17 protein-coding genes are annotated in these 21977 nt (G+C 34.5%); 13 read left to right on the forward strand and 4 right to left on the reverse strand.

Annotated elements, in window-relative coordinates; translation table 11 throughout:
* Positions 1 to 357: 357 nt before the first annotated feature.
* The 4 genes from CXF67_RS10695 (at position 358) to CXF67_RS10710 (ending at position 5101) form a co-directional block, all read left to right on the forward strand.
* A complete protein-coding gene (locus tag CXF67_RS10695) occupies positions 358 to 1788 on the forward strand; it encodes a serine hydrolase domain-containing protein (RefSeq protein WP_102088736.1) in 1431 nt (476 codons plus the stop codon).
* A gap of 341 nt (positions 1789 to 2129) precedes the next feature.
* Complete coding sequence (locus tag CXF67_RS10700) at positions 2130 to 2375, forward strand: hypothetical protein (protein ID WP_145990460.1); 246 nt, start codon at positions 2130 to 2132, stop codon at positions 2373 to 2375.
* Between the two features lie 46 nt (positions 2376 to 2421).
* Positions 2422 to 3423 (forward strand): S41 family peptidase, encoded by a 1002-nt coding sequence (locus CXF67_RS10705; protein WP_102088738.1) that lies wholly within the window; start codon positions 2422 to 2424, stop codon positions 3421 to 3423.
* Positions 3424 to 4108: 685 nt separating this feature from the next.
* Positions 4109 to 5101 carry a TlpA disulfide reductase family protein gene (locus CXF67_RS10710; protein ID WP_102088739.1) on the forward strand — a complete coding sequence of 331 codons (993 nt, stop codon included), beginning with the start codon at positions 4109 to 4111 and terminating at the stop codon, positions 5099 to 5101.
* Between the two features lie 572 nt (positions 5102 to 5673).
* Here CXF67_RS10710 and CXF67_RS10720 read toward each other — a convergent pair.
* On the reverse strand, positions 5674 to 6132 hold the full coding sequence (locus CXF67_RS10720) for an Lrp/AsnC family transcriptional regulator (RefSeq protein ID WP_015025472.1): 459 nt from the start codon (positions 6130 to 6132) through the stop codon (positions 5674 to 5676).
* A 123-nt stretch (positions 6133 to 6255) separates the two neighbouring features.
* Between CXF67_RS10720 and CXF67_RS10725 the strand changes: the two genes are divergently transcribed.
* The gene (locus CXF67_RS10725) at positions 6256 to 7113 is read left to right on the forward strand and encodes a YitT family protein (RefSeq protein ID WP_102088741.1); all 858 of its coding nucleotides are present in this window, start codon (positions 6256 to 6258) and stop codon (positions 7111 to 7113) included.
* A gap of 557 nt (positions 7114 to 7670) precedes the next feature.
* Here CXF67_RS10725 and rocD read toward each other — a convergent pair.
* The gene (gene rocD / locus CXF67_RS10730) at positions 7671 to 8978 is read right to left on the reverse strand and encodes an ornithine--oxo-acid transaminase (RefSeq protein WP_102088742.1); all 1308 of its coding nucleotides are present in this window, start codon (positions 8976 to 8978) and stop codon (positions 7671 to 7673) included.
* 696 nt (positions 8979 to 9674) lie between these two features.
* Between rocD and rlmD the strand changes: the two genes are divergently transcribed.
* The 3 genes from rlmD to CXF67_RS10745 are packed head-to-tail and all read left to right on the forward strand — an operon-like array spanning position 9675 to position 12299.
* Positions 9675 to 11090, forward strand: a complete 1416-nt coding sequence (gene rlmD, locus CXF67_RS10735) for a 23S rRNA (uracil(1939)-C(5))-methyltransferase RlmD (protein WP_102088743.1) — start codon at positions 9675 to 9677, stop codon at positions 11088 to 11090.
* Positions 11087 to 11587 (forward strand): DUF6452 family protein, encoded by a 501-nt coding sequence (locus CXF67_RS10740; protein WP_102088744.1) that lies wholly within the window; start codon positions 11087 to 11089, stop codon positions 11585 to 11587. Before rlmD ends, CXF67_RS10740 begins: the two co-directional genes overlap by 4 nt.
* Positions 11553 to 12299 carry a DUF6048 family protein gene (locus CXF67_RS10745; RefSeq protein WP_102088745.1) on the forward strand — a complete coding sequence of 249 codons (747 nt, stop codon included), beginning with the start codon at positions 11553 to 11555 and terminating at the stop codon, positions 12297 to 12299. The genes CXF67_RS10740 and CXF67_RS10745 overlap by 35 nt, the downstream gene beginning before the upstream one ends.
* A 2-nt stretch (positions 12300 to 12301) precedes the next feature.
* Here CXF67_RS10745 and CXF67_RS10750 read toward each other — a convergent pair whose 3' ends face one another.
* Positions 12302 to 13456, reverse strand: a complete 1155-nt coding sequence (locus tag CXF67_RS10750; RefSeq protein WP_102088746.1) for a THUMP domain-containing class I SAM-dependent RNA methyltransferase — start codon at positions 13454 to 13456, stop codon at positions 12302 to 12304.
* A 107-nt stretch (positions 13457 to 13563) separates the two neighbouring features.
* On the opposite strand from CXF67_RS10750, the gene CXF67_RS10755 reads away from it, so the two are divergent.
* The 5 genes from CXF67_RS10755 to CXF67_RS10775 all read left to right on the forward strand — a co-directional run bounded on the left by CXF67_RS10755 (position 13564) and on the right by CXF67_RS10775 (position 20762).
* Positions 13564 to 14229, forward strand: a complete 666-nt coding sequence (locus CXF67_RS10755) for a ZIP family metal transporter (protein ID WP_102088747.1) — start codon at positions 13564 to 13566, stop codon at positions 14227 to 14229.
* Positions 14230 to 14309: 80 nt separating this feature from the next.
* Positions 14310 to 15701, forward strand: coding sequence for a dihydrolipoyl dehydrogenase (gene lpdA / locus CXF67_RS10760; RefSeq protein WP_102088748.1), 1392 nt, complete (start codon positions 14310 to 14312; stop codon positions 15699 to 15701).
* Between the two features lie 69 nt (positions 15702 to 15770).
* Positions 15771 to 16562, forward strand: coding sequence for an RNA methyltransferase (locus CXF67_RS10765; protein WP_102088749.1), 792 nt, complete (start codon positions 15771 to 15773; stop codon positions 16560 to 16562).
* A 31-nt stretch (positions 16563 to 16593) separates the two neighbouring features.
* Positions 16594 to 18294, forward strand: a complete 1701-nt coding sequence (locus tag CXF67_RS10770) for a M23 family metallopeptidase (protein ID WP_102088750.1) — start codon at positions 16594 to 16596, stop codon at positions 18292 to 18294.
* 11 nt (positions 18295 to 18305) lie between these two features.
* The gene (locus CXF67_RS10775) at positions 18306 to 20762 is read left to right on the forward strand and encodes a TonB-dependent receptor (RefSeq protein ID WP_102088751.1); all 2457 of its coding nucleotides are present in this window, start codon (positions 18306 to 18308) and stop codon (positions 20760 to 20762) included.
* Here the strand turns inward: CXF67_RS10775 and CXF67_RS10780 are convergent.
* Positions 20745 to 21905 carry a cysteine desulfurase family protein gene (locus CXF67_RS10780; RefSeq protein ID WP_102088752.1) on the reverse strand — a complete coding sequence of 387 codons (1161 nt, stop codon included), beginning with the start codon at positions 21903 to 21905 and terminating at the stop codon, positions 20745 to 20747. The two genes, CXF67_RS10775 and CXF67_RS10780, sit on opposite strands and share 18 nt — an antisense overlap.
* Between the last annotated feature and the right edge of the window lie 72 nt (positions 21906 to 21977).

A 21977-nucleotide genomic window follows, 5' to 3' on the forward strand; every position in this document is an offset into this window, starting at 1 on the left:
AAGCCGTAGGGTCGGTTCAGACTTTTGTAGTCTCGCTTACTTCACTTCTAAGGTCTCCCTTAACAAGCTAGCAGCTTACTAAGGGTTCAAGGCGTTACCCCTGCCCATAAAGGACTTGCACCCTCTAAATCAATTAGCGACCTTTCGGTAGCTAAAAAGACACCCATACTGGGCACACACCGTATATAATGTATGGCTAGCTTCTTGCCTACTTGCGAAAGTCCTCGCGGACTTTCTTGGTTAGTAATTAGTTACTTGAAACACGCAACAAACCATATACAAAAAGGTTGTAGGCAATTATCCAAGAAAATTCCGTTATACAATAAAAACATTTATCAATTAAAATTTAATCAACCAATGAAAAACTATTTATTGATTCTAATTATTGGATTTATTTGTTTAATCTCTTGTAAAAAAAATACAGAAATCGCAAAATCTGAACCTGTAATTAATGAAAAAACTTTAAAACTTGACACGCTGTATTCCGAATTATTTGATAACGGTTCATTTAATGGAAGTGTATTAATTGCCGAAAATGGACAAATAATCTTTGAGAAAAGCTATGGATTTGCTGACGAGCAAACTAATAGAAAATTAAATGACAGTACAGTATTTGAATTGGCATCAGTTTCAAAACAATTTACTGCGATGGGAATTGTTCAACTTGAAAAGGAAGGGAAAATATCTTATCAAGATGATATTTCCAAATATGTTCCCGAATTAATAGACTATAAAGGAATTACAATAAAAAATCTATTAAATCATACAGGCGGACTTCCAGATTATATGGGTATTGCAGATAAAAATTGGGATAAATCAAAAATTGCAACGAATGATGATATACTTAAAATGTTCAAACAAGTCCAACCAAAAAAACTTTTTGAACCAAACGAGAGATGGGATTACAGTAATACTGGTTATTTAATTTTAGCAACGATTATTGAAAGAGTTAGCGGACAAGAATTTGGAAATTATCTGAACGACAAAATATTCAAACCTTTAGATATGCACAAAACTTTCGTTTATAGAAGAAGATTTGCACCAAAAGAAATTCAGAACTATGCTAAAGGATATATTTATTCGGATAGTCTACAAAAAAAGATTTTACCTGACGAAGTTGGCAAAGATTTTTATGTAGTATATCTCGATGGTATAGTTGGAGATGGAATGGTAAACTCAAATCCACAAGATTTACTAAAATGGGATAGAGCGCTCTACAAAAATAAGTTAATCAACGACAAAGACCGTGAGCTGATATTTTCGTCAGTTATAACAAAAGACAGTTCTCAAACAGACTATGGATTTGGTTGGATGATTGATAGCACAAAAACATATGGAAGAGTCGCTTCTCATTCCGGAGGTTGGGCTGGTTACATTTCATACATTGAAAGAGATATTGACAATGATAAAACAATAATTATTTTACAAAACAATTCATTATCTAAAACAGAAATACCTATAAAAAACACTCGTAGAATTTTATACAACCAAGATATAGAAAAACCAATTAAATTGGACAGCAAGATTTTAAAAGTATATGCAGGAAAATATTTAACACATAATCAAAAAGAAAAAGAAATAGTTTTTGAAAATGACAAACTTTATGCAGTGATGAGTTCCGACTATAAAATGGAACTCGTGCCAGTTTCAAAAACGAAGTTTATCGTTGATGGTTGGTCACCTGAAGTATCATACACTTTTATATCAAATGAAAAAGGCGAAATAGAAAAATATAGAGTAATACAAGAAAGTCAAGGAGTTGATAAAGAGGCAAATCGAATAAAATAACTGCCTACAATCGAGTGGATGGCTCCGCCATCAGATGACGGAGTACACCCCTCACACCACCGTACATAGGCATCCTCCCGATAAAAATCGGGACAGGCTGTATACAACAGTTCGCAATCCATCTTTCCAGTCGCTCATATTCTGTTCCTACTTGGCCTGTCCTGAGCGTAGCCGTAGGGTCAGTACCAGAATTTGTAGTCTCGCTTAACAAGCTTGCGACTTACTAAGGGTTCAAGAGCTTTACCTCCGCGCATTGAGGACTTTCACCCTCTAAATCAATTAGCGACCTTTCGGTAGCTAAAAAGACGCCCATACTGGGCACACACAAAAGTTAAAAAGCATTGAAACGCTTTTTAACAAGACCGTTAACTTTAATCAAAAAAAAACATATGCGAAAATTTAAAAAGGCTCCTATTTCACTTCTTTTTTTTATTTTCTCAATCGCATTTTCAAATGCTCAAATCAATGATTGCAGTTGTAAAATGGATTTAGAATTTTTAAAAGAAAAGATTCAAAAAACACCTTCCTACAAAGTAAGCAAAGTGGCTTATGAGATGGAATATGCAAAAATAAAAAAAAGAGATTAGAAATCTAAACCCTGATTATGAGTGTTTTCTTGAATTGAATAAGTTGATGCTTTCCTTAAATGATAGACATTGTAATCTTTATGGCATTAACACAGGATTAGATGAAGAATTAAAAAATGATACTGCTAAGTTTAAAATATTTAAAAAATCAGAGCTCTTTACTGTTTATCCAAGACCAGTTATAAGTTTAGATAGTCTGAGAACAGCACTCAAAAAGCAACCTATTAGTTCTATTGAAGGCGTTTACTTCAGAAAAGGATATATGACTCTTGGAGTTTATAAAATGGTAGAAAGTGATTCCTACAGAGCTATTATTTTAGATTCAGAAAATGAAGTTTGGGAAGCTGGTGAAGTGATTTACACTTTAGTTCCTTATGGCCATAATTATTTATTAGCTGTTGGTGGAAATATGACTAGTAAAAGAATGATATCCTATGGCGAACGGATTGAAAATGGGGTTTTTCTGACTATGCGATTTCAAAAAGAGCCATCAATACCTAATTATTCCGTTTCAAAATATCCTCAAACCACCTATTTAAGAGAGGAAATATCACCAGAAACAACCTACTTAAAAGTGGGGAGTTTTAACTCTTGGAATCCCACACTTTCTGATGCCAATGAATTTTACAAATCTCTAGAAGGAACTTTGACCAAGAAGAATGTAATCTTAGACTTACGAGATAATGGTGGTGGTGGCGACAGAAATTCTAACGGACTATTTAAAGTTTTAAAGAAATATATTAAACAAAATAATGTCTACGTTTTAGTTAATCACAGAACCGCAAGTAATGCAGAACAATTTGCATATAAACTAAGTGATTTTGAAAATTGTACCATCCTGGGAAATAGAACGAGTGGAACAGCAGCATACGAAATAGTAGATTCTAATTACAATCTACCTTGTGAAGATTACGTAGTAGTTCTAACGTCTAAAAAGCACTCAAAATATCTAAAATTAGAATCTATTGGAATTGAACCTGATATAAAATTAGCTATCGAAAAAGACTGGATGATGCAGGTACAAAAGCATATCCGGAGAAATAACTAGGGCTAATAAATTGGCATATGGAGTATGAATATGTGAATACTTCGACAGACCTACCTGATAAGGCACGACAAAAGGCTCAGTGGAGTCCGCTATATAATTTGTTGACTGACTCGGGATTACTGGTAAGGAGAATTCTAGGAGTTGGTAAGAACCTTACAAAAGGAGAGGTTTTTTTTTAGAGTGCTTTACATGCCCTTTTATTCGGTTAGTTATCTAAAGGAGGTGTTTTTTAGGGTGATTTCTTTTTGTTGTGTTTTACTTCTACCTATCTAGGCAAAACAGAAACCTTCAACTTTATAACTAAGGGTGAACCAACAGGTTTTTGCATACCCGTTGGTCTTCCAATCCAAGGTGATTGATAAGCCATTGGAGGCCATTAATCAGCTATTGATTTGCTATTAAGTACTTGTAAAACAAAATTTTAAGAAGTGTTTGGAGGTTTTTCTTTAAATATTTATAATAGAGTGTATTCAAATATTGAGATTTAGATTAATTAGCTTCGAGATTTTACCGTTTATTAAAGCATGTTTTGAATGTTAAGACTTTTAAATCAATCACATTCAAAACCAATCTTTGTAAAGAAACAACCCCCTAAAATCCCTAATAAATAATGACCAAAAAATTATTATCTTTAGGCACCGCTATTTTTAAGGTTAATATTGGCAACAAGCAAAAACAAACATAGATGAAAAGAATAATATTCGGAATAATAATATTATTATCAATTTCGTGCAATGAAAAACCTGAGATGGAATTTTTTTTAAATGGAACAACGAACGGAATTGAAAATGGAACAACTCTATATTTAGAAGTTGAAAATAATACTATCGACTCAACTAAAATTAAGAATAATACATTTGTTTTTAAATCAAAATTATCGAGCTCGCCTTTACAAGTAATCATAAGAACTGAAGACTTTTCTCAATATAGATTTTTGTGGGCAGAAAATAAACCAATGACATTTGACGCAACTAAAACTGATTTTAGAAATGCAAAAATAACAGGTTCTGAACCAGAAAATTTGAGTTTCATTTTACATCAAAAAATAGATACCTTACCAAGAGAAGAGGCACAAAAATTAGAAATTGAATTTATAAAAGATAATCCAAATAGTATTGTAAGTGCTTCAATGCTCTCATTTTATTCAACAACTTGGGGAAAAGAAAAAACCAAAGGACTTTATGAACAACTTTCAAAAGAAAATAAAAATTCAAAATTCGGGGGTGAAATCACAAAATATATTGAGTTAAATAAAGAACCAAAAATCGGAGATCAATTTGCGGACTTTGAATCGAAAAACCAAAATGGAGAATTGAAAAAATTGTCCAATTTGAAAGGAAAAGCTGTACTTCTCGAATTTTGGGCTTCTTGGTGTGGTCCTTGTCGTCTAGAAAATCCGATCCTCGTGAAAACTTATGAAAAATTCAATCCAAAAGGATTTGAAATATTTGCAGTTTCGTTAGACGAAGACAAAGAAAGTTGGCTAAAAGCAATAAATAAAGATAGTTTAAACTGGGAACACGTCAGTGATTTAAAAGGTCAAAAAAATGAAGCTTCTCTCATTTATGGAATTAATGGAATACCTGACAACTTTTTAATTGCCGAGAATGGAGAAATAATTGGACGCAACTTAAGAGGAGAAAAATTGAATGAAAAACTAAAAGAAATACTGGAATAATATCAGTTGCCAATAACTAAGTATATGGCATGCTGATAGGGAGAAGCTATATACTATGTTGACTGATTTGGAATTGATGGTAAGGGAGAAGTCAACGATTAGGTATAGACCTTAAAAAAGGAAAAAAGGTTTTACATCAAATTAGGTACCTTTTTTTGATGGCCACTTGAAGCAAGTCTTTTTTGGGTTGGTTTCTTTTTATGTCAGTTTCACTTGATATTGCCCTTTTTTCTTCAGTTTGGGCACAAGAAAGTCAAGGCTTTTTTTAGAGCCGTTTTTTAAATGTTTGTATTCCATTAGTTTATCTTTTATAGTTTGTTTGTAATCCTTTGGTAGTCTGTGACTGTCAAAATTAAAAAGTGTGATCAAGGTTTCATTTATAACTTTAACAATAGCGATATAAAAATTTCTCATGAACGATAAAGTCTTATCTTTTAAATTAAATTTAAAATGTCGCAATAAATTGCTTCTTTTTATGCAAAAACATTATGTTACATTAAAATGAATCAACTAAAATTGATAGCCTTCATCACCTAAGCAACTGATTAACAACTGAACTACTTACTGAATGTTTATAGAATATTATTTACCTTTTCACTGTGTAAAACCATAGTAGTTTGAGTGCTGTGTATATAATCTAGAGTAGATAATCTATCGAGAATAAAGCTCCTTAATTCGTCAGTGTCTTTAACTGCGATGTGCAAAATAAAATCATTGTCACCTGCCATATGAAACAATTGAATAACACCAGGTAATTGAGATGCCTTTTCCAAAAAATCTGTAATGATTGAACGGTGTTGCTTATTTAGCTTAATGGCTAACATTACCTCAATATTAAGTCCCAGCTTTTTTTGATCAATTTGGGCATTTGCCCCCTTCAAATATCCTTTCTGAGTTAATTTTTTAATTCTATCGTGTGCACTAGACTGTGCAATTTCAATCTTTGCAGCAATCTCTTTGTTTGATAGCCGTGCATTATTCAGCAAAAGACTTAAAATCTGAATATCTTTCGAGTCAAGTTCATTCTTCATATCTAAAACGAATATTTTTTGGTTTATATAAAATAATGACAAATATAATTTGGTTCAAATGCAATTCAACATAATTTTGCACAAATATACTTTAAGCCACAGAATTTAATACATTATAATAATATGACAACTCCTTTAAATTTCAATAAGCAGTTTAAATCCTATTTTATTATTGCGTTTGGACTTTTCATAAATGCCCTAGCGTGGACCGGTTTTCTTATTCCATCAGAAATTGTTGGAGGAGGAGTAAGTGGAATTGGAACTATTATTTATTTTATGATGGGTTTTAAAGTTGGGTATTCTGTCTTTATCATAAATGGTTTATTAATTATCGCTGCTTTGAAGATTCTAGGCTTTGGCTTTGGAATAAAAACAATATTTGCCACATTTGTGTTATCCTTCTTTTTATGGCTATTGCAAATTATTATTACTGAACCTTTTGTGAGTGATAGATTTATGAGTGCTATAATTGGAGGTGTAATGGCAGGCGCTAGTGCGGGTATTATTCTATCTCAAGGAGGCAGTACTGGAGGTACGGATATCGTTGCTATGATGATTAATAAATACCGAAACTATAGTCCTGGTCAGCTTATTTTGACTTTGGATTTAATCATTATATCGTCTTCCTATTTTGTTATGGGTTCTATAGAGCAAGTTGTTTATGGTTTTGTAGCAATGAGTGTGAGTGCCTATTGTGTTGATCTGGTGATTGAGGGCAGAAAGCAATCTGTTCACGTTTTTATTTTTACAGAGATGTTTGATAAAATAAAAAACGAGCTTATTTCGAACCACGACCAAGGTATCACCGAACTTCAAGCGAAAGATGGTTTCTCACAAAAGGATATAAAGATCTTAATGCTTTTAGCAAAGAAAAAAGATTCTCAATCTATTCTTAAAACAGTGAAAATTATAGATCCAGAGGCCTTTATTTCGATGGGTTCAGTAATGGGGGTTTATGGTTTTGGATTTGAAAAAAAATAAAAGGGCTAATTTAGAAGTTATAAGGAAGGACAGGACTAAGAATTATGGCGGTTTTTTAGATCTGTAATTGAGAAAGAAAAAGCGGCAACTACTATTTATACTTGGAAGGATTTTAAAGAGCATTTTTTGGACTAGTCTCGCTTAAATTTATGTAGAATTAAAATAACGAAAGCATTGCAATGATCTGAGGTATAAAACAATATTTTAATATGTGTTTGGAGGTTAATCTTTAACTAGTTTTAAGAGAGTGCATTCTAATGCTGTTATTAAATACCTAAGTCAATAAAACTAGCAAGGTTAAACCGTAAATTTTTGAAGATAAAAGCTTCAGTCGTTTTCCTCATTTCAAAATTTATCCTAAAATTTATAGTCTATACGCACATCGGACGGAGAGTATGGTAAACTAAAAGCTTTTAAGCTGGGTATCGAATAAAAGTTAAGAAAACGGAAGTAAAATCAGAATAAGAAATAATCTTTAAACAGATACCCTTCTATTTTTAAAAACAAAAAAGCCTTAATCCATAGATTAAGGCTTTATACTAAAAGTAGCTAAATTTTTAGTTTTCAAAATCTTTAAGTGTGGTTGTAATGATATCTAAACAATCCATCAATTGTTCTTCAGTGATCACTAATGGTGGTGCAAAACGAATGATGTTACCATGTGTAGGTTTTGCTAATAAACCATTTTCTTTTAAAGCGACACATATGTTCCAGGCTGTAGAGCTGTCTTCAGAATCGTTGATAACGATAGCATTGAGTAAACCTCTACCTCTTACGAGATTTACAATGTTGTGATTTTCTATGAATTTATTCAGTTCAGATCTAAAAAGATCACCAAGACGTCTTGCATTTTGGGCAAGCTTCTCGTCTTTAACGACTTCTAGAGCTTCCATAGCTACAGCGGCAGCAACAGGATTACCCCCAAAGGTTGACCCGTGTTGTCCTGGTTGAATCACGTTCATAATCCAATCATCTGCTAGAACTGCAGACACTGGATAGGCTCCTCCAGATAAGGCTTTTCCTAAAATCAAAACATCTGGTCTAGAATAAGTGGCTTCTTGACGTTCACAATGTCCTTGACAATCACATTTACCGCAAACAGCAAGCAAAGCTCCTGTTCTTGCAATTCCTGTTTGTATTTCATCTGCCATAAATAAAACATTATGCTTATTACACAGCGTCTTTACCTTTGACATAAAATCATCTGATGGAGTAAAAACACCTGCTTCACCTTGGATAGGCTCTATTAAAGCACCAGCTATATTTTTGTTTTCTTTAAGTACTTTTTCTAAGGCTTCGGGATCGTTGTAAGGCACCTTAATAAAGCCAGGTGTATAAGGACCAAAGTTTTTTCTCGCCTCTTCATCATTGCTAAAAGAGATAATAGTTGTGGTTCTACCGTGAAAATTATTTTCAAAAACTATAATCTGAGCTTTTGTTTCTGCGATGCCTTTACATTCATAAGCCCATTTTCTGCAAATTTTGATAGCAGTTTCCACAGCTTCGGCTCCACTATTCATCGGTAAAAGCTTATCAAACTTAAAGTATTCTGTAGCATATTTTTCATATACCCCTAACACGTCATTATGAAATGCTCTAGAGGTTAAAGAGATAGTTTGAGATTGCTTGTGCATGGCTTCTACAATCCTAGGATGGCAGTGACCTTGGTTAACAGCAGAATAGGCAGAAAGAAAATCGTAATATCTTTTATCTTCAACATCCCATACAAATACTCCTTCTCCTTTTTTTAGAACTGCAGGTAATGGATGATAATTATGAGCTCCATACTTATTTTCAAGGTTTATTGCTTGTTGTGAAGATTTGATGTCTTCAACCCTTAATTTATCTATTGTATCAGTTGACATAACTTAAGTTTTATCGATTTTTACAAAAATAGCTAATTCACAGACTATTAAAAATTATTAACTAAGAGATAGGTCAATTTAGTTTCAGTTTAAATAAAAATATGAAACAAAGCCTAATTAATATTAAATTTTAATAAAACTTAAAGTATGCATCCAAATTCTAGACCACACTATAAAAAAAGTAACGACACAATTTATAAACAACTGGACTGGTAAAGTCGTTCACTTCAGTTTATACTCAATTTTTTGGCTGTCTTTAGCCTGAGTTATTTAATCAAAGGTTTGAATTTTTCAATGTCCAAAGCTTAAACTTACCTATGTTGGCTAATAGTTTTACATCGATTAGCGTTTTTTTTAAAACTTTATGAGCAGTGTAAGGTCAACAATTATAAGGAATCCTGTAGACATATCATTTGTTTTATTGCCTCCTAAATTACGCGTAACTAGTCCTTTAATCTTCGCTCTAAGTGCTTTTCGCACCTTGCTTTTGCCTATTTCGAGGCCTCCAAATGCTATTGCTTGTAGCGCAACTAAACCGATCTGATTTTAGATTTAATGAGATTTTAATAGGAATTTCAGGTCCCATTTTGGTTTGTATTTGAGTGATTTTACTGGAATTATTATAAGACTTACTTCATTTTAAAAGAAATGTAATCGAATAAAGCGGTAATTCAAACAATACTTTATTTTTGCGCTATGGCAAGACGAAAAAATACTAAAAAAACCTTCGAAAACGTAGAAGTTCTAGATGCTGGAAGTAAAGGGAAAGGCATTGGTAGAGCAGATGATGGCAGGGTCTTAATTATAGACCAAGTCGTCCCTGGAGATATTGTAGATGTTACCACTTACAAGAAGAGAAAATCATATTACCAGGCCAAGCCTAATCGATTCATAAAATTATCGTCCAAAAGAACTGAGCCTGTCTGTCAACATTTTGGAGTTTGTGGTGGATGTAAGTGGCAAAATATGGCTTATAAACACCAGTTGTTTTACAAAGAAAAAGAAGTTTTAGAAAATTTAAAACGAATTGGTAAAATTGAAATCGCTAAAACTCACCCAATTTTGGGAAGTGAAAAGATTTATTTCTATAGAAATAAAATGGAATTTTCCTTTAGCAATAGTCGATGGCTAACTGAAAAAGAAATTTCAAGTGAAGTCGACATTACAGATAAAAATGCGCTTGGATTTCATATTCCAGGGATGTGGGATAAGATCTTGAATATTGAAAAATGTCACCTTCAAGCAGACCCCAGTAACGCCATCAGAGACAAAATAAGAGATTTTGCAACAGAACATGATCTAGAGTTTTTTAACCCAAGAGATAAAACTGGATTGCTTAGAACCCTCATGATAAGGACGAGTTCTACGGGTGAATTCATGATTTTGGTTCAATTTTTCAAAGAACAAAAGGAAAAGCGAAAACTTCTTCTAGACTATATTGTTAAAGAATTTCCTGAAGTTAACTCTCTTCTTTACGTTATTAACGAAAAAGGAAACGACACTATTTATGATCAAGAAATTTGTACCTATTACGGAGAAGATCATATTTTTGAAGAGATGGAAGGTTTAAAATTTAAAATTAATGCCAAATCCTTTTATCAAACCAATTCTGAGCAAGCTTACGAGCTTTACAAAATCACCAGAAATTTTGCGAACTTAACGGGTGAAGAACTGGTTTACGATTTATATACGGGAACGGGAACAATAGCTCAATTTGTTGCTAAAAAAGCCAAACATGTTGTGGGTATAGAATCTGTACCTGAGGCTATTGAAGATGCTAAATCAAACGCAAAACTCAACGGTATTGAAAATACATCGTTTTTTGCTGGAGATATGAAGAAGCTATTCAATTCAGAATTTATTAAAAAGCATGGACAACCCGATGTCATTATTACCGATCCACCACGTGATGGAATGCATAAAGATGTGATCCAACAGATACTAAATGTAAAACCCATACGTATTGTCTATGTAAGTTGTAATTCTGCCACTCAAGCTAGAGATTTAGAACTGATGGATGAATTTTATAAAGTGGATGAGAGCCAAGCAGTAGATATGTTTCCTCAAACCCATCATGTTGAAAATGTGGTTTGCTTAAGCTTAAGAGCATGAAAAAAGGTTTAGTGTATGGTATTATTTTTGCATTTGTGGTCCTGAGCATATATTCGTGTGAACGGGATGATATTTGCGCTGAAGCTATTGTAACTACTCCAAAATTGGTCATTGAATTTTTTGATGCCAATAATCCTGGAAAATCCAAAAATGTGAATAGCTTGCTGGTGAGGGAAATTGATAAAGACAGTGCCATAGGATTTAACTCAACTTCAACCATAGCTATTCCATTAAAAACAGATGACATTGAAACTAAATATATTTTCAATGTCAACTCTCAGTCAGAATCTGGAGGTTTAATTGATACTTTAAATTTTTCTTATGCAACTGTTGAAACCTATTTAAACCGAGCTTGCGGTTTCAAGGTAGACTTTATTGATTTTAGGGCACGGAAAGAGAGTATAGAATTTGATGACATCAATTGGATAAGAGATATCCAAATAAGAGAAACTACAATAGATAATGAATCTGAAACTCACCTATACTTATTTTATTAGCAGTATTCTACTGTGTTTTGGCATGCACTCTTTTGCACAAGAAAACTCAACCGACGAATACGAACAAGTTAGCGATTCTATATTTTTTAAAGATAAATATGGACTCAACATCGGTTTGGATTTGAGCAGGATTGGTCAAAGCTCTTGGGACTCAGACTATCAAGGTCTAGAAATTTCTGCTGATTATAGGTACAGTGAGGATCTTTATATAGCAGCAGAGTTAGGCAATGAGACCTCAACCTTTAATGAGCAAAACATCATAAACGAAACCGATGGTAGCTATATTAAATTAGGGGTTAATTATAATGTATATGACAACTGGATTGGAATGCAAAACCTCATATACGTTGGTGTTCGCTACGGCTTTGCTAGTTATTCTCAAAATTTACAGAGCTATAGAATTTATACAACAGATGATTATTTCCCTTCAGATATAAGGGATGTAGATGTCTCTTTCAGCAATCTCACGGCAAGTTGGATTGAACTTCAAGCAGGGTTAAGGGTTAATATTTTTGATAATTTTTACTTAGGCGCTCACGTTCAATTGAAAAATATGGTATCGGTTTCAGAGATCAATAATTTTGATAATCTATATGTTCCTGGATTTCGAAGGACCTTCGATAATTCTAGTATTGGTGCTGGCTGGGGATACTCCATCAGCTACCTCATCCCCATTTATTCCAAGACAAAAACTCAAGCTGTAGATAATTAAATCTATTGCTTAGCTGCTTTTTTGGATCCTTCATAGATTTGATAATTCAAAAGTCTAGACTCCAATTTGGCGTTGTAGAGTTTAATCTTTCGAGAAGGTCTCAAGCCAACATGCTTGATGGCTTCTAAGTCTGCCACTATAAACCAAGCAGAGGTTCCTGGGTAACTCCGTTTTAAGGTATCCCCTACTTTGGCATAAAACGCCGGTATATCCACATCCAATCTTACTCCATAAGGAGGGTTAAAAGCCATATGCAAATGACGTTCTGAAGTTTTAATAGATTCAAAGAAGTCTTGACGTTTTACCGTAATAAATTCAGATAGATTAGCATTTTCAATATTTTGAGTTGCTTTTTCAACTGCTGAAGGGGCTTTATCGTAGCCTTTAATTTCAAAGTTAAACGATCTTACTTTCTTCAAGGCTGAATCTCTTATGGTTTCAAAAAGGGATTGATCAAAGTCCTCCCAGTTCTGAAAAGCAAAATGCTCCCGGTTGATGTTAGGGGGAATATGACAGGCTATCATTGCCGCTTCTATGAGAATAGTTCCACTACCACACATGGGATCCAAAAAATCGCATTGTCCAGTCCAACCAGATTTTAAAAGGAGACCTGCAGCCAACACTTCGTTTATAGGTGCTATGTTGGTAGCGGTTTTGTATCCTCTCTTAAAAAGGGGGTCTCCAGAAGAATTCAAGCTAATTTCACAATTTCCTCTATCGATATGAACACTTACTTGGCAGTCTGGCCTATCAGTGTCTACATTAGGTCTGGACTTAAATTTATCTCGAAATCTATCCACAATAGCATCTTTAGTCCTAAAGACGACGTATCTAGAATGTGTAAAAATTTCTGAATTTACTGTAGATTCTACCGCAAAAGTTCCATCTTTATCAATTAGGTTTTCCCAAGGATAGGCATTGAGTTCATTATAAAAATCCTCTTCATTTGAAATTTTAAAACTAAAAACAGGCTTCAAAATACTTATGGCAGTTCTTAGAGACAAATTGGCCTTATACATAAAGCCCATATCTCCGACAAAAGAAACGTGCCTTACTCCTTTTTTAATATCCAGAGCACCAAGTTCCCGCAACTCTTTTGCAAGTTCATCTTCAAACTCAAAGAGACACTTGGCAATCATTTTGAAATTAATTTCCATAAAGAAGGTATTTTTAAGTGCAAAAATACATTAATTTTGCTCCCTTGTTTTGAAAAACCGATAGCAAGCTTATAAATAATTGAACGTCTCATATTTTAGTAGTTTTTATGAATTTACTGTTACCCATTCTTGCTGTCCTTATTGGCTTTGGAATTTCGTACTTCCTTTACGAGAAATTCGTCATCATAAACTTCCTATTAGCCTTTAGTGGTTCCTTTTTGCTATCGGTTACAGTCTTAGAATTTCTACCTGGAATTTATAATTCTGGGGTTGAGTCTATTGGCGTTTTTATTTTGGGAGGAATTTTACTTCAGATTATGTTAGAATACATGTCGGGAGGGGCAGAACATGGTCATCTCCATATTTCTAAAGAAAATACAAATTTCCCTTGGGTGCTATTCATAAGCTTATGTATACATGCATTTTTGGAGGGAGTGCCAATCCATGGAAATAACCATTTACTTTATGCGGTGATTATCCATAAAGTCCCCATTGCCATTATTATTTCGTCCTTCTTATTCAATACAAATTTATCTAAGGCCAAAGTGGTTTTCTTTCTATTGATCTTTGGAATCATGACACCCTTTGGCAGCTTTGTTCAAGCAAATACGACTCTTCTCGACAATATCGGTATTTATTTGAATGCCATCGTTATCGGTATTTTCCTCCATGTCTCGACAACAATTTTATTTGAGTCTTCCAAAGATCACAAATTCAACATTTATAAATTCGGAATCATAGTATTAGGAATTTTTTTAGCCCTGATCCTTTAAATAAGACTACCAATTTGAGTGTGAAATTTGTTGATTATTCTTAATTTAGCCGTTTTAAAAATCTTAGCAAACAAAATGTTATGAGTAAATACGATATTATAGTTTTAGGGAGTGGACCAGGTGGCTATGTAGCCGCTATTCGTGCCTCGCAACTCGGTTTAAAAACAGCTGTCATAGAGAAAGAAAGTTTAGGAGGTGTTTGTTTAAACTGGGGATGTATTCCTACAAAAGCTTTATTAAAAAGCGCACAGGTTTTTCAATATTTAAATCATGCTGAAGACTACGGTCTAAAGGTTGATAATCCAGATAAAGATTTTACAGCTGTTGTAAAACGCAGCAGAAACATTGCTGAAGGAATGAGTAAAGGGGTCGCATTCTTGATGAAGAAGAACAAAATTGACGTCATCATGGGACATGGAACCTTAAAAAAGGGGAAGAAGATTTCTGTAGAAGACGATAAAGGTAAAACAACTGAATACGAAGCAGAGCACATTATAATTGCAACTGGTTCTCACTCTAGAGAGCTTCCTAATTTACCACAAGATGGTAAAAAAGTAATAGGATATAGAAAAGCAATGACCCTAGAAAAGCAACCAGAAACTATGATTGTCGTGGGATCTGGCGCTATTGGATCTGAATTTGCAAGTTTTTATAACGACATGGGAACTAAAGTTACTTTAGTGGAGTTCCAACCCAATATTGTCCCTGCTGAAGATGAAGAAGTGTCTAAACAATTTGAACGTATTTTCAAGAAAAAAGGCATTAAAGTCATGACCAATTCTTCTGTGGAAAGCGTAGATACTTCAGGTGAAAAAGTAAAAGCCACCGTTAAAACCAAAAAAGGAGAAGAAATTATTGAGGCAGATGTTGTTCTTTCTGCTGTAGGTATCAAAACCCATATCGAAAATATCGGTTTGGAAGATGTGGGAATCAAAACCGATAAGGATAAAATCACTGTGAACGATTTTTACCAAACTAATGTTCCTGGCTATTATGCTATTGGAGATGTGACGCCAGGATCTGCTTTGGCTCACGTTGCTTCTGCTGAAGGTATTCTTTGTGTAGAAAAAATTGCAGGAGAAAAAGTTGAAGCTCTAGATTATGGTAATATTCCTGGATGCACCTATTCAAATCCAGAAATTGCCAGTGTTGGTATGACTGAAAAGCAAGCTAAAGAAGCTGGGTATGAAATTAAAGTTGGAAAATTCCCGTTTTCTGCTTCTGGTAAAGCAAGTGCTTCTGGAGCAAAAGATGGTTTCGTAAAAGTTATTTTTGATGCTAAATATGGTGAATGGCTTGGTTGCCACATGATAGGTGCTGGCGTTACCGATATGATTGCTGAAGCTGTTTTAGGGAGAAAACTTGAAACCACAGGCCACGAAGTTTTAAAAACAGTACACCCACACCCTACAATGAGTGAAGCTGTAATGGAAGCTACTGCAGATGCGTATGGTGAAGTTATCCACCTCTAATCGTAAAGATTTAATTACATTTAAGGCTTCTGAAACTATGGCTTCAGAAGCCTTTTTTTTATAAAACCCATGAGGAAAAAAATCTCAAGTTTCAATAACCCGTTTATTAAAAACCTTCTACTTCTTCAGAAGAAATCAAAGCTGAGAAAAAGTCAGGAGGAATTTGTGATAGAGGGCCTTCAGGAAATAAGTTATGCGCAAAAAGCGGCTTATGAGTTTTCTCAAGTTTTAGTATGTCTAGATCTATTTGACAGTGCTTTAGACCTTGAAAAATTTGACTGTGGAATTACCGAAATCTCACTAGACGTTTTTGAAAAGCTAGCTTATAGATCCTCGACAGGTGGACTAATAGCCATTGCAAAACCGAAAGACTTAAGGATAGAAAATTTAAGGCTATCTAGCAAAACGCCGCTTATCATGATTGCAGAAGCTCCAGAAAAGCCTGGGAATATTGGCGCTTTACTTAGAACCGCTGATGCAGCAAAACTAGATGCTGTTATCATTGCCAATCCCAAAACAGATCTTTACAATCCTAATATCATCCGTTCTAGTGTTGGGACGGTCTTTACCAATTCAATTGGAACAGGAACAACTTCAGAAATTATTGATTTTTTAAAAAACAATAACATTAAGATTTATGCTGCAGCCTTGCAAGATTCTTCATCCTATCTTGCAGAAGGTTTTAAAGAAGCCACGGCAATAGTTGTAGGAACAGAACATCAAGGTTTATCTGAAGAGTGGAGAATAAATGCCGATAAAATTATAAAGATTCCTATGGAAGGCCAGGTAGATTCTTTAAACGTATCGGTTTCTGCCGCTATTTTGATTTTTGAAGCCAAAAGACAACGCCAACTTTCTTGATTTTTTAAATGAGCTCAAAACTTAACCTACTATGTATTTGAAAATATTTTTATATCTATTTATACTAAGTCTTAGCTTGTCTTCTTACTGTCAAGATTTACCTAAGGAGTATTTTGAGTCGCCTTTAGATATCCCTTTATTACTTTCAGGGACATTTGGAGAGTTGCGCTCCAATCATTTCCATGCGGGAATGGATATTAAAACAAAAGGATCGACTGGTCTTTCTGTTCAGGCTTCGGCGGAGGGCTATGTTGGAAGAATAAAAATTCAACATGGTGGGTATGGAAAAGCCTTGTATATATATCACCCCAACGGCTATCAAACCGTATATGCACATTTGGACAACTTTTCACCAGAAATTCAAAAACTGGTCAAAGAAAAACAGTATCAAAAAGAGACGTTCGAAATTGAACTTTTTCCAGAAGAATCTGACCTAATGGTTTCACAAGGTGAAACTATTGCTTACAGCGGTAATTCTGGCTCTAGCGGAGGCCCTCATTTACATTTTGAGATTCGAGATTATCAATCTAAACCGATGAATCCTTTTTTATTTGGCTTCGATGAGATCCAGGATTCTCAGAAACCCACTGTTTTTGCCTTGCACAGCTATGCCATAGGAGAAGACTCTCATGTGAACGGAAATTCTGGCAGGAAACAACTCAAATTAATACCAAGAAATAATGGTGATCTCATGACAGAATCCATCAAGGTCTATGGAGATATTGGATTTGGTATTGAGGTTACAGACAGACTTGACTTAAGCTATAATAAAAATGGAGTGTATTCCATTAAAACCAAACTGAATGGAAAACCTATTTTTGAAAATACATTTGATAAGTTTTCATTTTATGAGACACGATATATTAATCGCCTGTTAGATTTTGAATTTTATAAAACAGAAAAACGCAGAATTCATAAACTTTTTGTTGAGCCCAATAATCCATTAAGTGTATACACCGATACTTATAACCATGGAGTTGTAAGTGTTTTTAAAGATAGCCTTAACCAGCAATTTGAAATTGAAGTTTCAGATTTTAAAGGCAATACCCAATCCATCACTATCCCATTAGAAAGTGACTTTAGAGTAGGCATTGAGCCCAACACACAAAAAGAAACTGAATATTTAGCCAAAGCTAATGCTGCTAGTGTTTTTGAAGAAGGTAAAATTGATATCTATATTCCTAAAAATGCTCTTTATGAAGATACTTATTTAGAAATTAATATAGAAGGCTTAAGTGTAGACTTACATAACTATACAACTCCACTTCACAAGTCAGTCACTATTGGATTTGATGTAAGTCAATATTCTCAAAAAGATCAAAGCAAGCTATATATCGCTCAAGTTAATCCCTGGGGTGGTCAATATTATGTGAGCACTTACAAAAAGAAAGATAGGCTGACTACTAGGACCAATCAATTTGGAAGCTATGCTTTGTTTGAAGATTCTACACCTCCTAGTATTAAGCCGAAGAATTTTAGAAATAAGCAATGGGTATCAAATTTCAGGTATTTAGAACTGGAAATAAACGATGAAGAAACTGGAATAGAGAGCTATAGAGCGACCGTAAATGGTAAATTTATTTTGATGGAATACGATTATAAGACCAATACTTTGATTCACGATTTTAACGATGATAAAATTTCAGATACTAAAAATGAATTAAAAGTCGTTGTTATTGATAAAGTTGGGAATACTGCTATATTTGAAACAGAATTCTCCAGAAAAAACTAATACTCTATATCTTGAACTATTTTTACACATTCCTTTTTGTTTTAATAACTTCTTCTGTCTTTTCCCAAACAGCCACCGTGCAAGGAATTATTTTCGATGAAAGTAGAAATCCTATTGCCTTTGCCAACGTGAGTACTTCTCAAGGGGGGACAGTAAGCAATTCCAACGGATTTTACCAACTAAAAATCACTGCTGGACAAACTTTAAAATTGAAAATATCCTACATAGGATTTAAGCCCATTACTGCAAAGCTTAACTTGAAAGAAAATCAAGTTGAAGAACTAAATTTTATCCTCAAAACCAGTATCGAACAAATTGGAGAGGTTATTCTTGAAAATGATGGAAGAACTAGGATTGAAGGAATTACCACATTAGATCCAGAAACCATCAGAAAAATTCCAGGGGCCAATGCAGGTGTTGAAAATTTGCTTAAAACCTTACCAGGAGTCAATTCCAACAATGAATTAAGTACACAGTATTCTGTGAGAGGGGGTAATTTTGATGAAAATCTAGTGTATGTTAATGATATTGAGATCTATAGACCTTTTTTAATAAGAAGTGGTCAACAAGAAGGATTGAGTTTTGTAAATACCGATTTGGTTCGAAATGTTGAGTTTTCAGCTGGTGGATTTAAAGCGAGGTACGGAGATAAAATGTCTTCGGTTTTGGATATCGAGTATAGAAGACCTGTCAGTTTTGGTGGTAGTTTTGAAGCGAGTTTTCTTGGAGGAAGTGCTTCTGTAGAGGGTGTTTCTAAAGACAAGAAACTTTCTGCCATAGTTGGGATGCGCTATCGAGACAATTCTTTATTCGTAAATGCAAATGAAACTGAAGCCAATTTTAAGCCCAGATTTGCAGACGTCCAAACCTTCTTAACTTATCAATTCAATCCCAAATTTGAGATCAGTTTTTTAGGAAATATAGCTGTAAACTCGTACAGCTATGAGCCATTCACCAGACAGACTAATTTTGGAACTATAGATGACCCCAAAGCCTTATTGATTTTTTATGAAGGTGAAGAGGAAAGCCTTTACGAAACCTATTTTGGAGCTTTTAAAGCGACCTATAAACCAAATGACAACTATACAGGAAAGTTTATCGCTTCCGCTTACCATACGAAAGAACAAGAGTATTTTGATATTTTAGCAAATTACAGATTAGGAAGTGTGAGTACAGATTTTGGGGATGGTAATTTAGGTGAAGTTGAATTTACTGAAGGTGCAGGTTCTCAATTTACACATGCAAGAAATAATCTGGATGCTTTAATCTTTAATCTTCAACATTTAGCTAGTCATCAAATTGATGAACACCTTATTGAATATGGAACTAGGTATTCCCATGAAGACATTAGAGACCGTTTACAAGAGTATGAAGTCATTGACTCTGCCGGATTTAGTGTTCGCCCTCCTCTACCCGATTTTGGAAACGATCAACCCTACAATCCCTTTGAGGCTCCTATTGAAGCATTCCAGAGTATAAGAGCTCTTAACTCTACAAAAATCGATAGAATTACTGCTTTTTTACAATGGAGCTATAGAACTCGCCTAGGCAATTCTAAGATATGGATGAATGCTGGAGTGAGAAGCCAAGCTTGGAGAGTCTCAGGAGAAGGAATTAAATCCAACACCCAGCAAGTGGTAAGCCCGAGGGGTCAAGTTTCCATAAAACCAGATTGGGATAAAGACATGGTCTTTCGCTTATCGGGAGGATTTTATCATCAACCGCCATTCTATAGAGAATTAAGAGATTCTACTGGAACTGTTGTCCCAGATGTAAAAGCCCAAGAATCTATACATATCGTAGCCGGAAACGATTATAGTTTTAAACTTTGGGATAGACCGTTCAAGCTGGTGACTGAAGGCTATTATAAAAAACTCAATAATGTAAATCCGTATACCATAGAAAACGTAAGAATACGCTATCGAGCACGGAATGATGCAGAAGCTTATGCTTATGGATTGGACATGCGCCTCAACGGAGAATTTGTCCCTGGCACAGAAAGCTGGTTTAGTTTTGGTTATTTAAAAACCGAAGAACGCCAAGGTGATCGAGAATATATCGCTCGCCCTACAGACCAACGTCTCAAATTTGCAGCCTTGTTTCAAGATTATGTGCCCAATATGCCAAAATTGAAACTATACCTCAACTTGGTTTATAATACTGGACTTCCAGGAGGATCGCCACAGTTTGAAGACCCTTACGACTACCAGAGTAGATTATCTGATTATCAACGTGTAGATATCGGATTCTTTTATGCCTTAAAAGAGGCTAACGACACTTTTAAAGAAAACCATTGGCTGAATATATTTGAAAGCTTGGATGTTGGTTTTGAAGTTTTTAATATGTTCGACAGATTGAATTCCATCACCAATACTTTTGTAAGAGATTCTTCCTCTCGAAATCAATTTGCAATTCCAAACTTTTTGAGTCCTCGGGTCTTTAACTTAAAACTATCCGCTAGCTTTTGAAGTTGATAAGCTTTTTAAAGTTGAGACCACGTAGTCCAATTCTTCTTTGGTCGTGTATTTAGAAAAAGAAAATCTTAATCCAGGGTAGTCTAAATTTTCACCGTATACCTCATTTAAAACGAAAGAGCCAAGTTGAGCTCCACTTTGACATGCACTTCCTTTGGAACAGGCAATACCTTTAAGGTCTAATTGAAACAGCATCATATCAGATTCCGCCTGTGAGAGCGGAATACTCACATTTACTAAGGTGTAGGTGCTTTTATCCAAATCGCCAGAATGTCCATTAAACCGTATACCAGAAATTGCTTCCTTCAAGCTTGATATAAAATAACTTTTTAAAGATTTGATATAAGTTGCTTCTTTCTCAAGGTTGTTATAGGCAAGTTCCATAGCTTTCTGTAAACCAACGATGTTATGAATACTTTCAGTTCCTGCTCTTAATTCTCGCTCTTGAGAACCTCCGTGTATCAATGGCTTAAGTTGAGCTCTGTTTCTTACATACATAAATCCAGCTCCTTTAGGGCCATGAAATTTATGTGCACTTACCGCAATAAAATCAACAGGAAGTTGCGATAAATTCATTTCATAGTGACCCACAGATTGTACTGTATCGCTATGGAAATAAGCCGCATAGGTTTGGCATAATTCCCCAACGGCTTTAAGATCTAATATATTTCCAATCTCATTGTTGATATGCATTAAGGACACTAAGGTTTTTGAGTCTGTATCTGATTTTAATAAAGTTTCCAAGTGGGAAAGGTCTACGGAACCATGTTTATCAAGATTTACAAAATCCAATTTTATTCTGTTCTCAGTATCTAAAAACTCCAAACAATTCAAGACCGCATGGTGTTCAATTTTGGAAGAAATAATACGGGTGACGCCTAAATCTCTAACGGCACAATTGATAGCTGTATTATCGGCTTCGGTTCCTCCAGATGTAAACACAATGCTAGAGGAAGGGACATGAAGTAAGGCAGAAATTGATTTTCTAGCGTTTTCTAAAGCTGCTTTTGCCTTTCTTCCATAAGCATGCGTCGACGAAGGATTTCCAAAGTTGGTTTGCATGCTTTCAATCATGGCAGAAATCACATCTATATCTAGTTGAGTCGTTGCCGCGTTATCCAAATAAACTGTATCCATTCTATTCCCTTTATTATATCACAAAAGTAAATCAAATATATATGGAATCGCTCAAGTGTTTTATATTTGAAT

The organism is Psychroflexus sp. MES1-P1E (assembly GCF_002836055.1).
Classification (GTDB): Bacteria; Bacteroidota; Bacteroidia; order Flavobacteriales; family Flavobacteriaceae; genus Psychroflexus.

What these genes read in the sequence shown, in the direction of transcription:
- rlmD (WP_102088743.1), top strand. Translation starts at nt 9,675, where the DNA reads ATGGCAAGACGAAAAAATACTAAAAAAACCTTCGAAAACGTAGAAGTT.
- CXF67_RS10765 (WP_102088749.1), top strand. Translation starts at nt 15,771, where the DNA reads ATGAGGAAAAAAATCTCAAGTTTCAATAACCCGTTTATTAAAAACCTT.
- lpdA (WP_102088748.1), top strand. Translation starts at nt 14,310, where the DNA reads ATGAGTAAATACGATATTATAGTTTTAGGGAGTGGACCAGGTGGCTAT.
- CXF67_RS10695 (WP_102088736.1), top strand. Translation starts at nt 358, where the DNA reads ATGAAAAACTATTTATTGATTCTAATTATTGGATTTATTTGTTTAATC.
- CXF67_RS10710 (WP_102088739.1), top strand. Translation starts at nt 4,109, where the DNA reads ATGAAAAGAATAATATTCGGAATAATAATATTATTATCAATTTCGTGC.
- CXF67_RS10770 (WP_102088750.1), top strand. Translation starts at nt 16,594, where the DNA reads ATGTATTTGAAAATATTTTTATATCTATTTATACTAAGTCTTAGCTTG.
- CXF67_RS10705 (WP_102088738.1), top strand. Translation starts at nt 2,422, where the DNA reads ATGCTTTCCTTAAATGATAGACATTGTAATCTTTATGGCATTAACACA.
- CXF67_RS10745 (WP_102088745.1), top strand. Translation starts at nt 11,553, where the DNA reads ATGAATCTGAAACTCACCTATACTTATTTTATTAGCAGTATTCTACTG.
- CXF67_RS10720 (WP_015025472.1), bottom strand. Translation starts at nt 6,132, where the DNA reads ATGAAGAATGAACTTGACTCGAAAGATATTCAGATTTTAAGTCTTTTG.
- CXF67_RS10740 (WP_102088744.1), top strand. Translation starts at nt 11,087, where the DNA reads ATGAAAAAAGGTTTAGTGTATGGTATTATTTTTGCATTTGTGGTCCTG.
- CXF67_RS10780 (WP_102088752.1), bottom strand. Translation starts at nt 21,905, where the DNA reads ATGGATACAGTTTATTTGGATAACGCGGCAACGACTCAACTAGATATA.
- CXF67_RS10750 (WP_102088746.1), bottom strand. Translation starts at nt 13,456, where the DNA reads ATGGAAATTAATTTCAAAATGATTGCCAAGTGTCTCTTTGAGTTTGAA.
- rocD (WP_102088742.1), bottom strand. Translation starts at nt 8,978, where the DNA reads ATGTCAACTGATACAATAGATAAATTAAGGGTTGAAGACATCAAATCT.
- CXF67_RS10755 (WP_102088747.1), top strand. Translation starts at nt 13,564, where the DNA reads ATGAATTTACTGTTACCCATTCTTGCTGTCCTTATTGGCTTTGGAATT.
- CXF67_RS10725 (WP_102088741.1), top strand. Translation starts at nt 6,256, where the DNA reads ATGACAACTCCTTTAAATTTCAATAAGCAGTTTAAATCCTATTTTATT.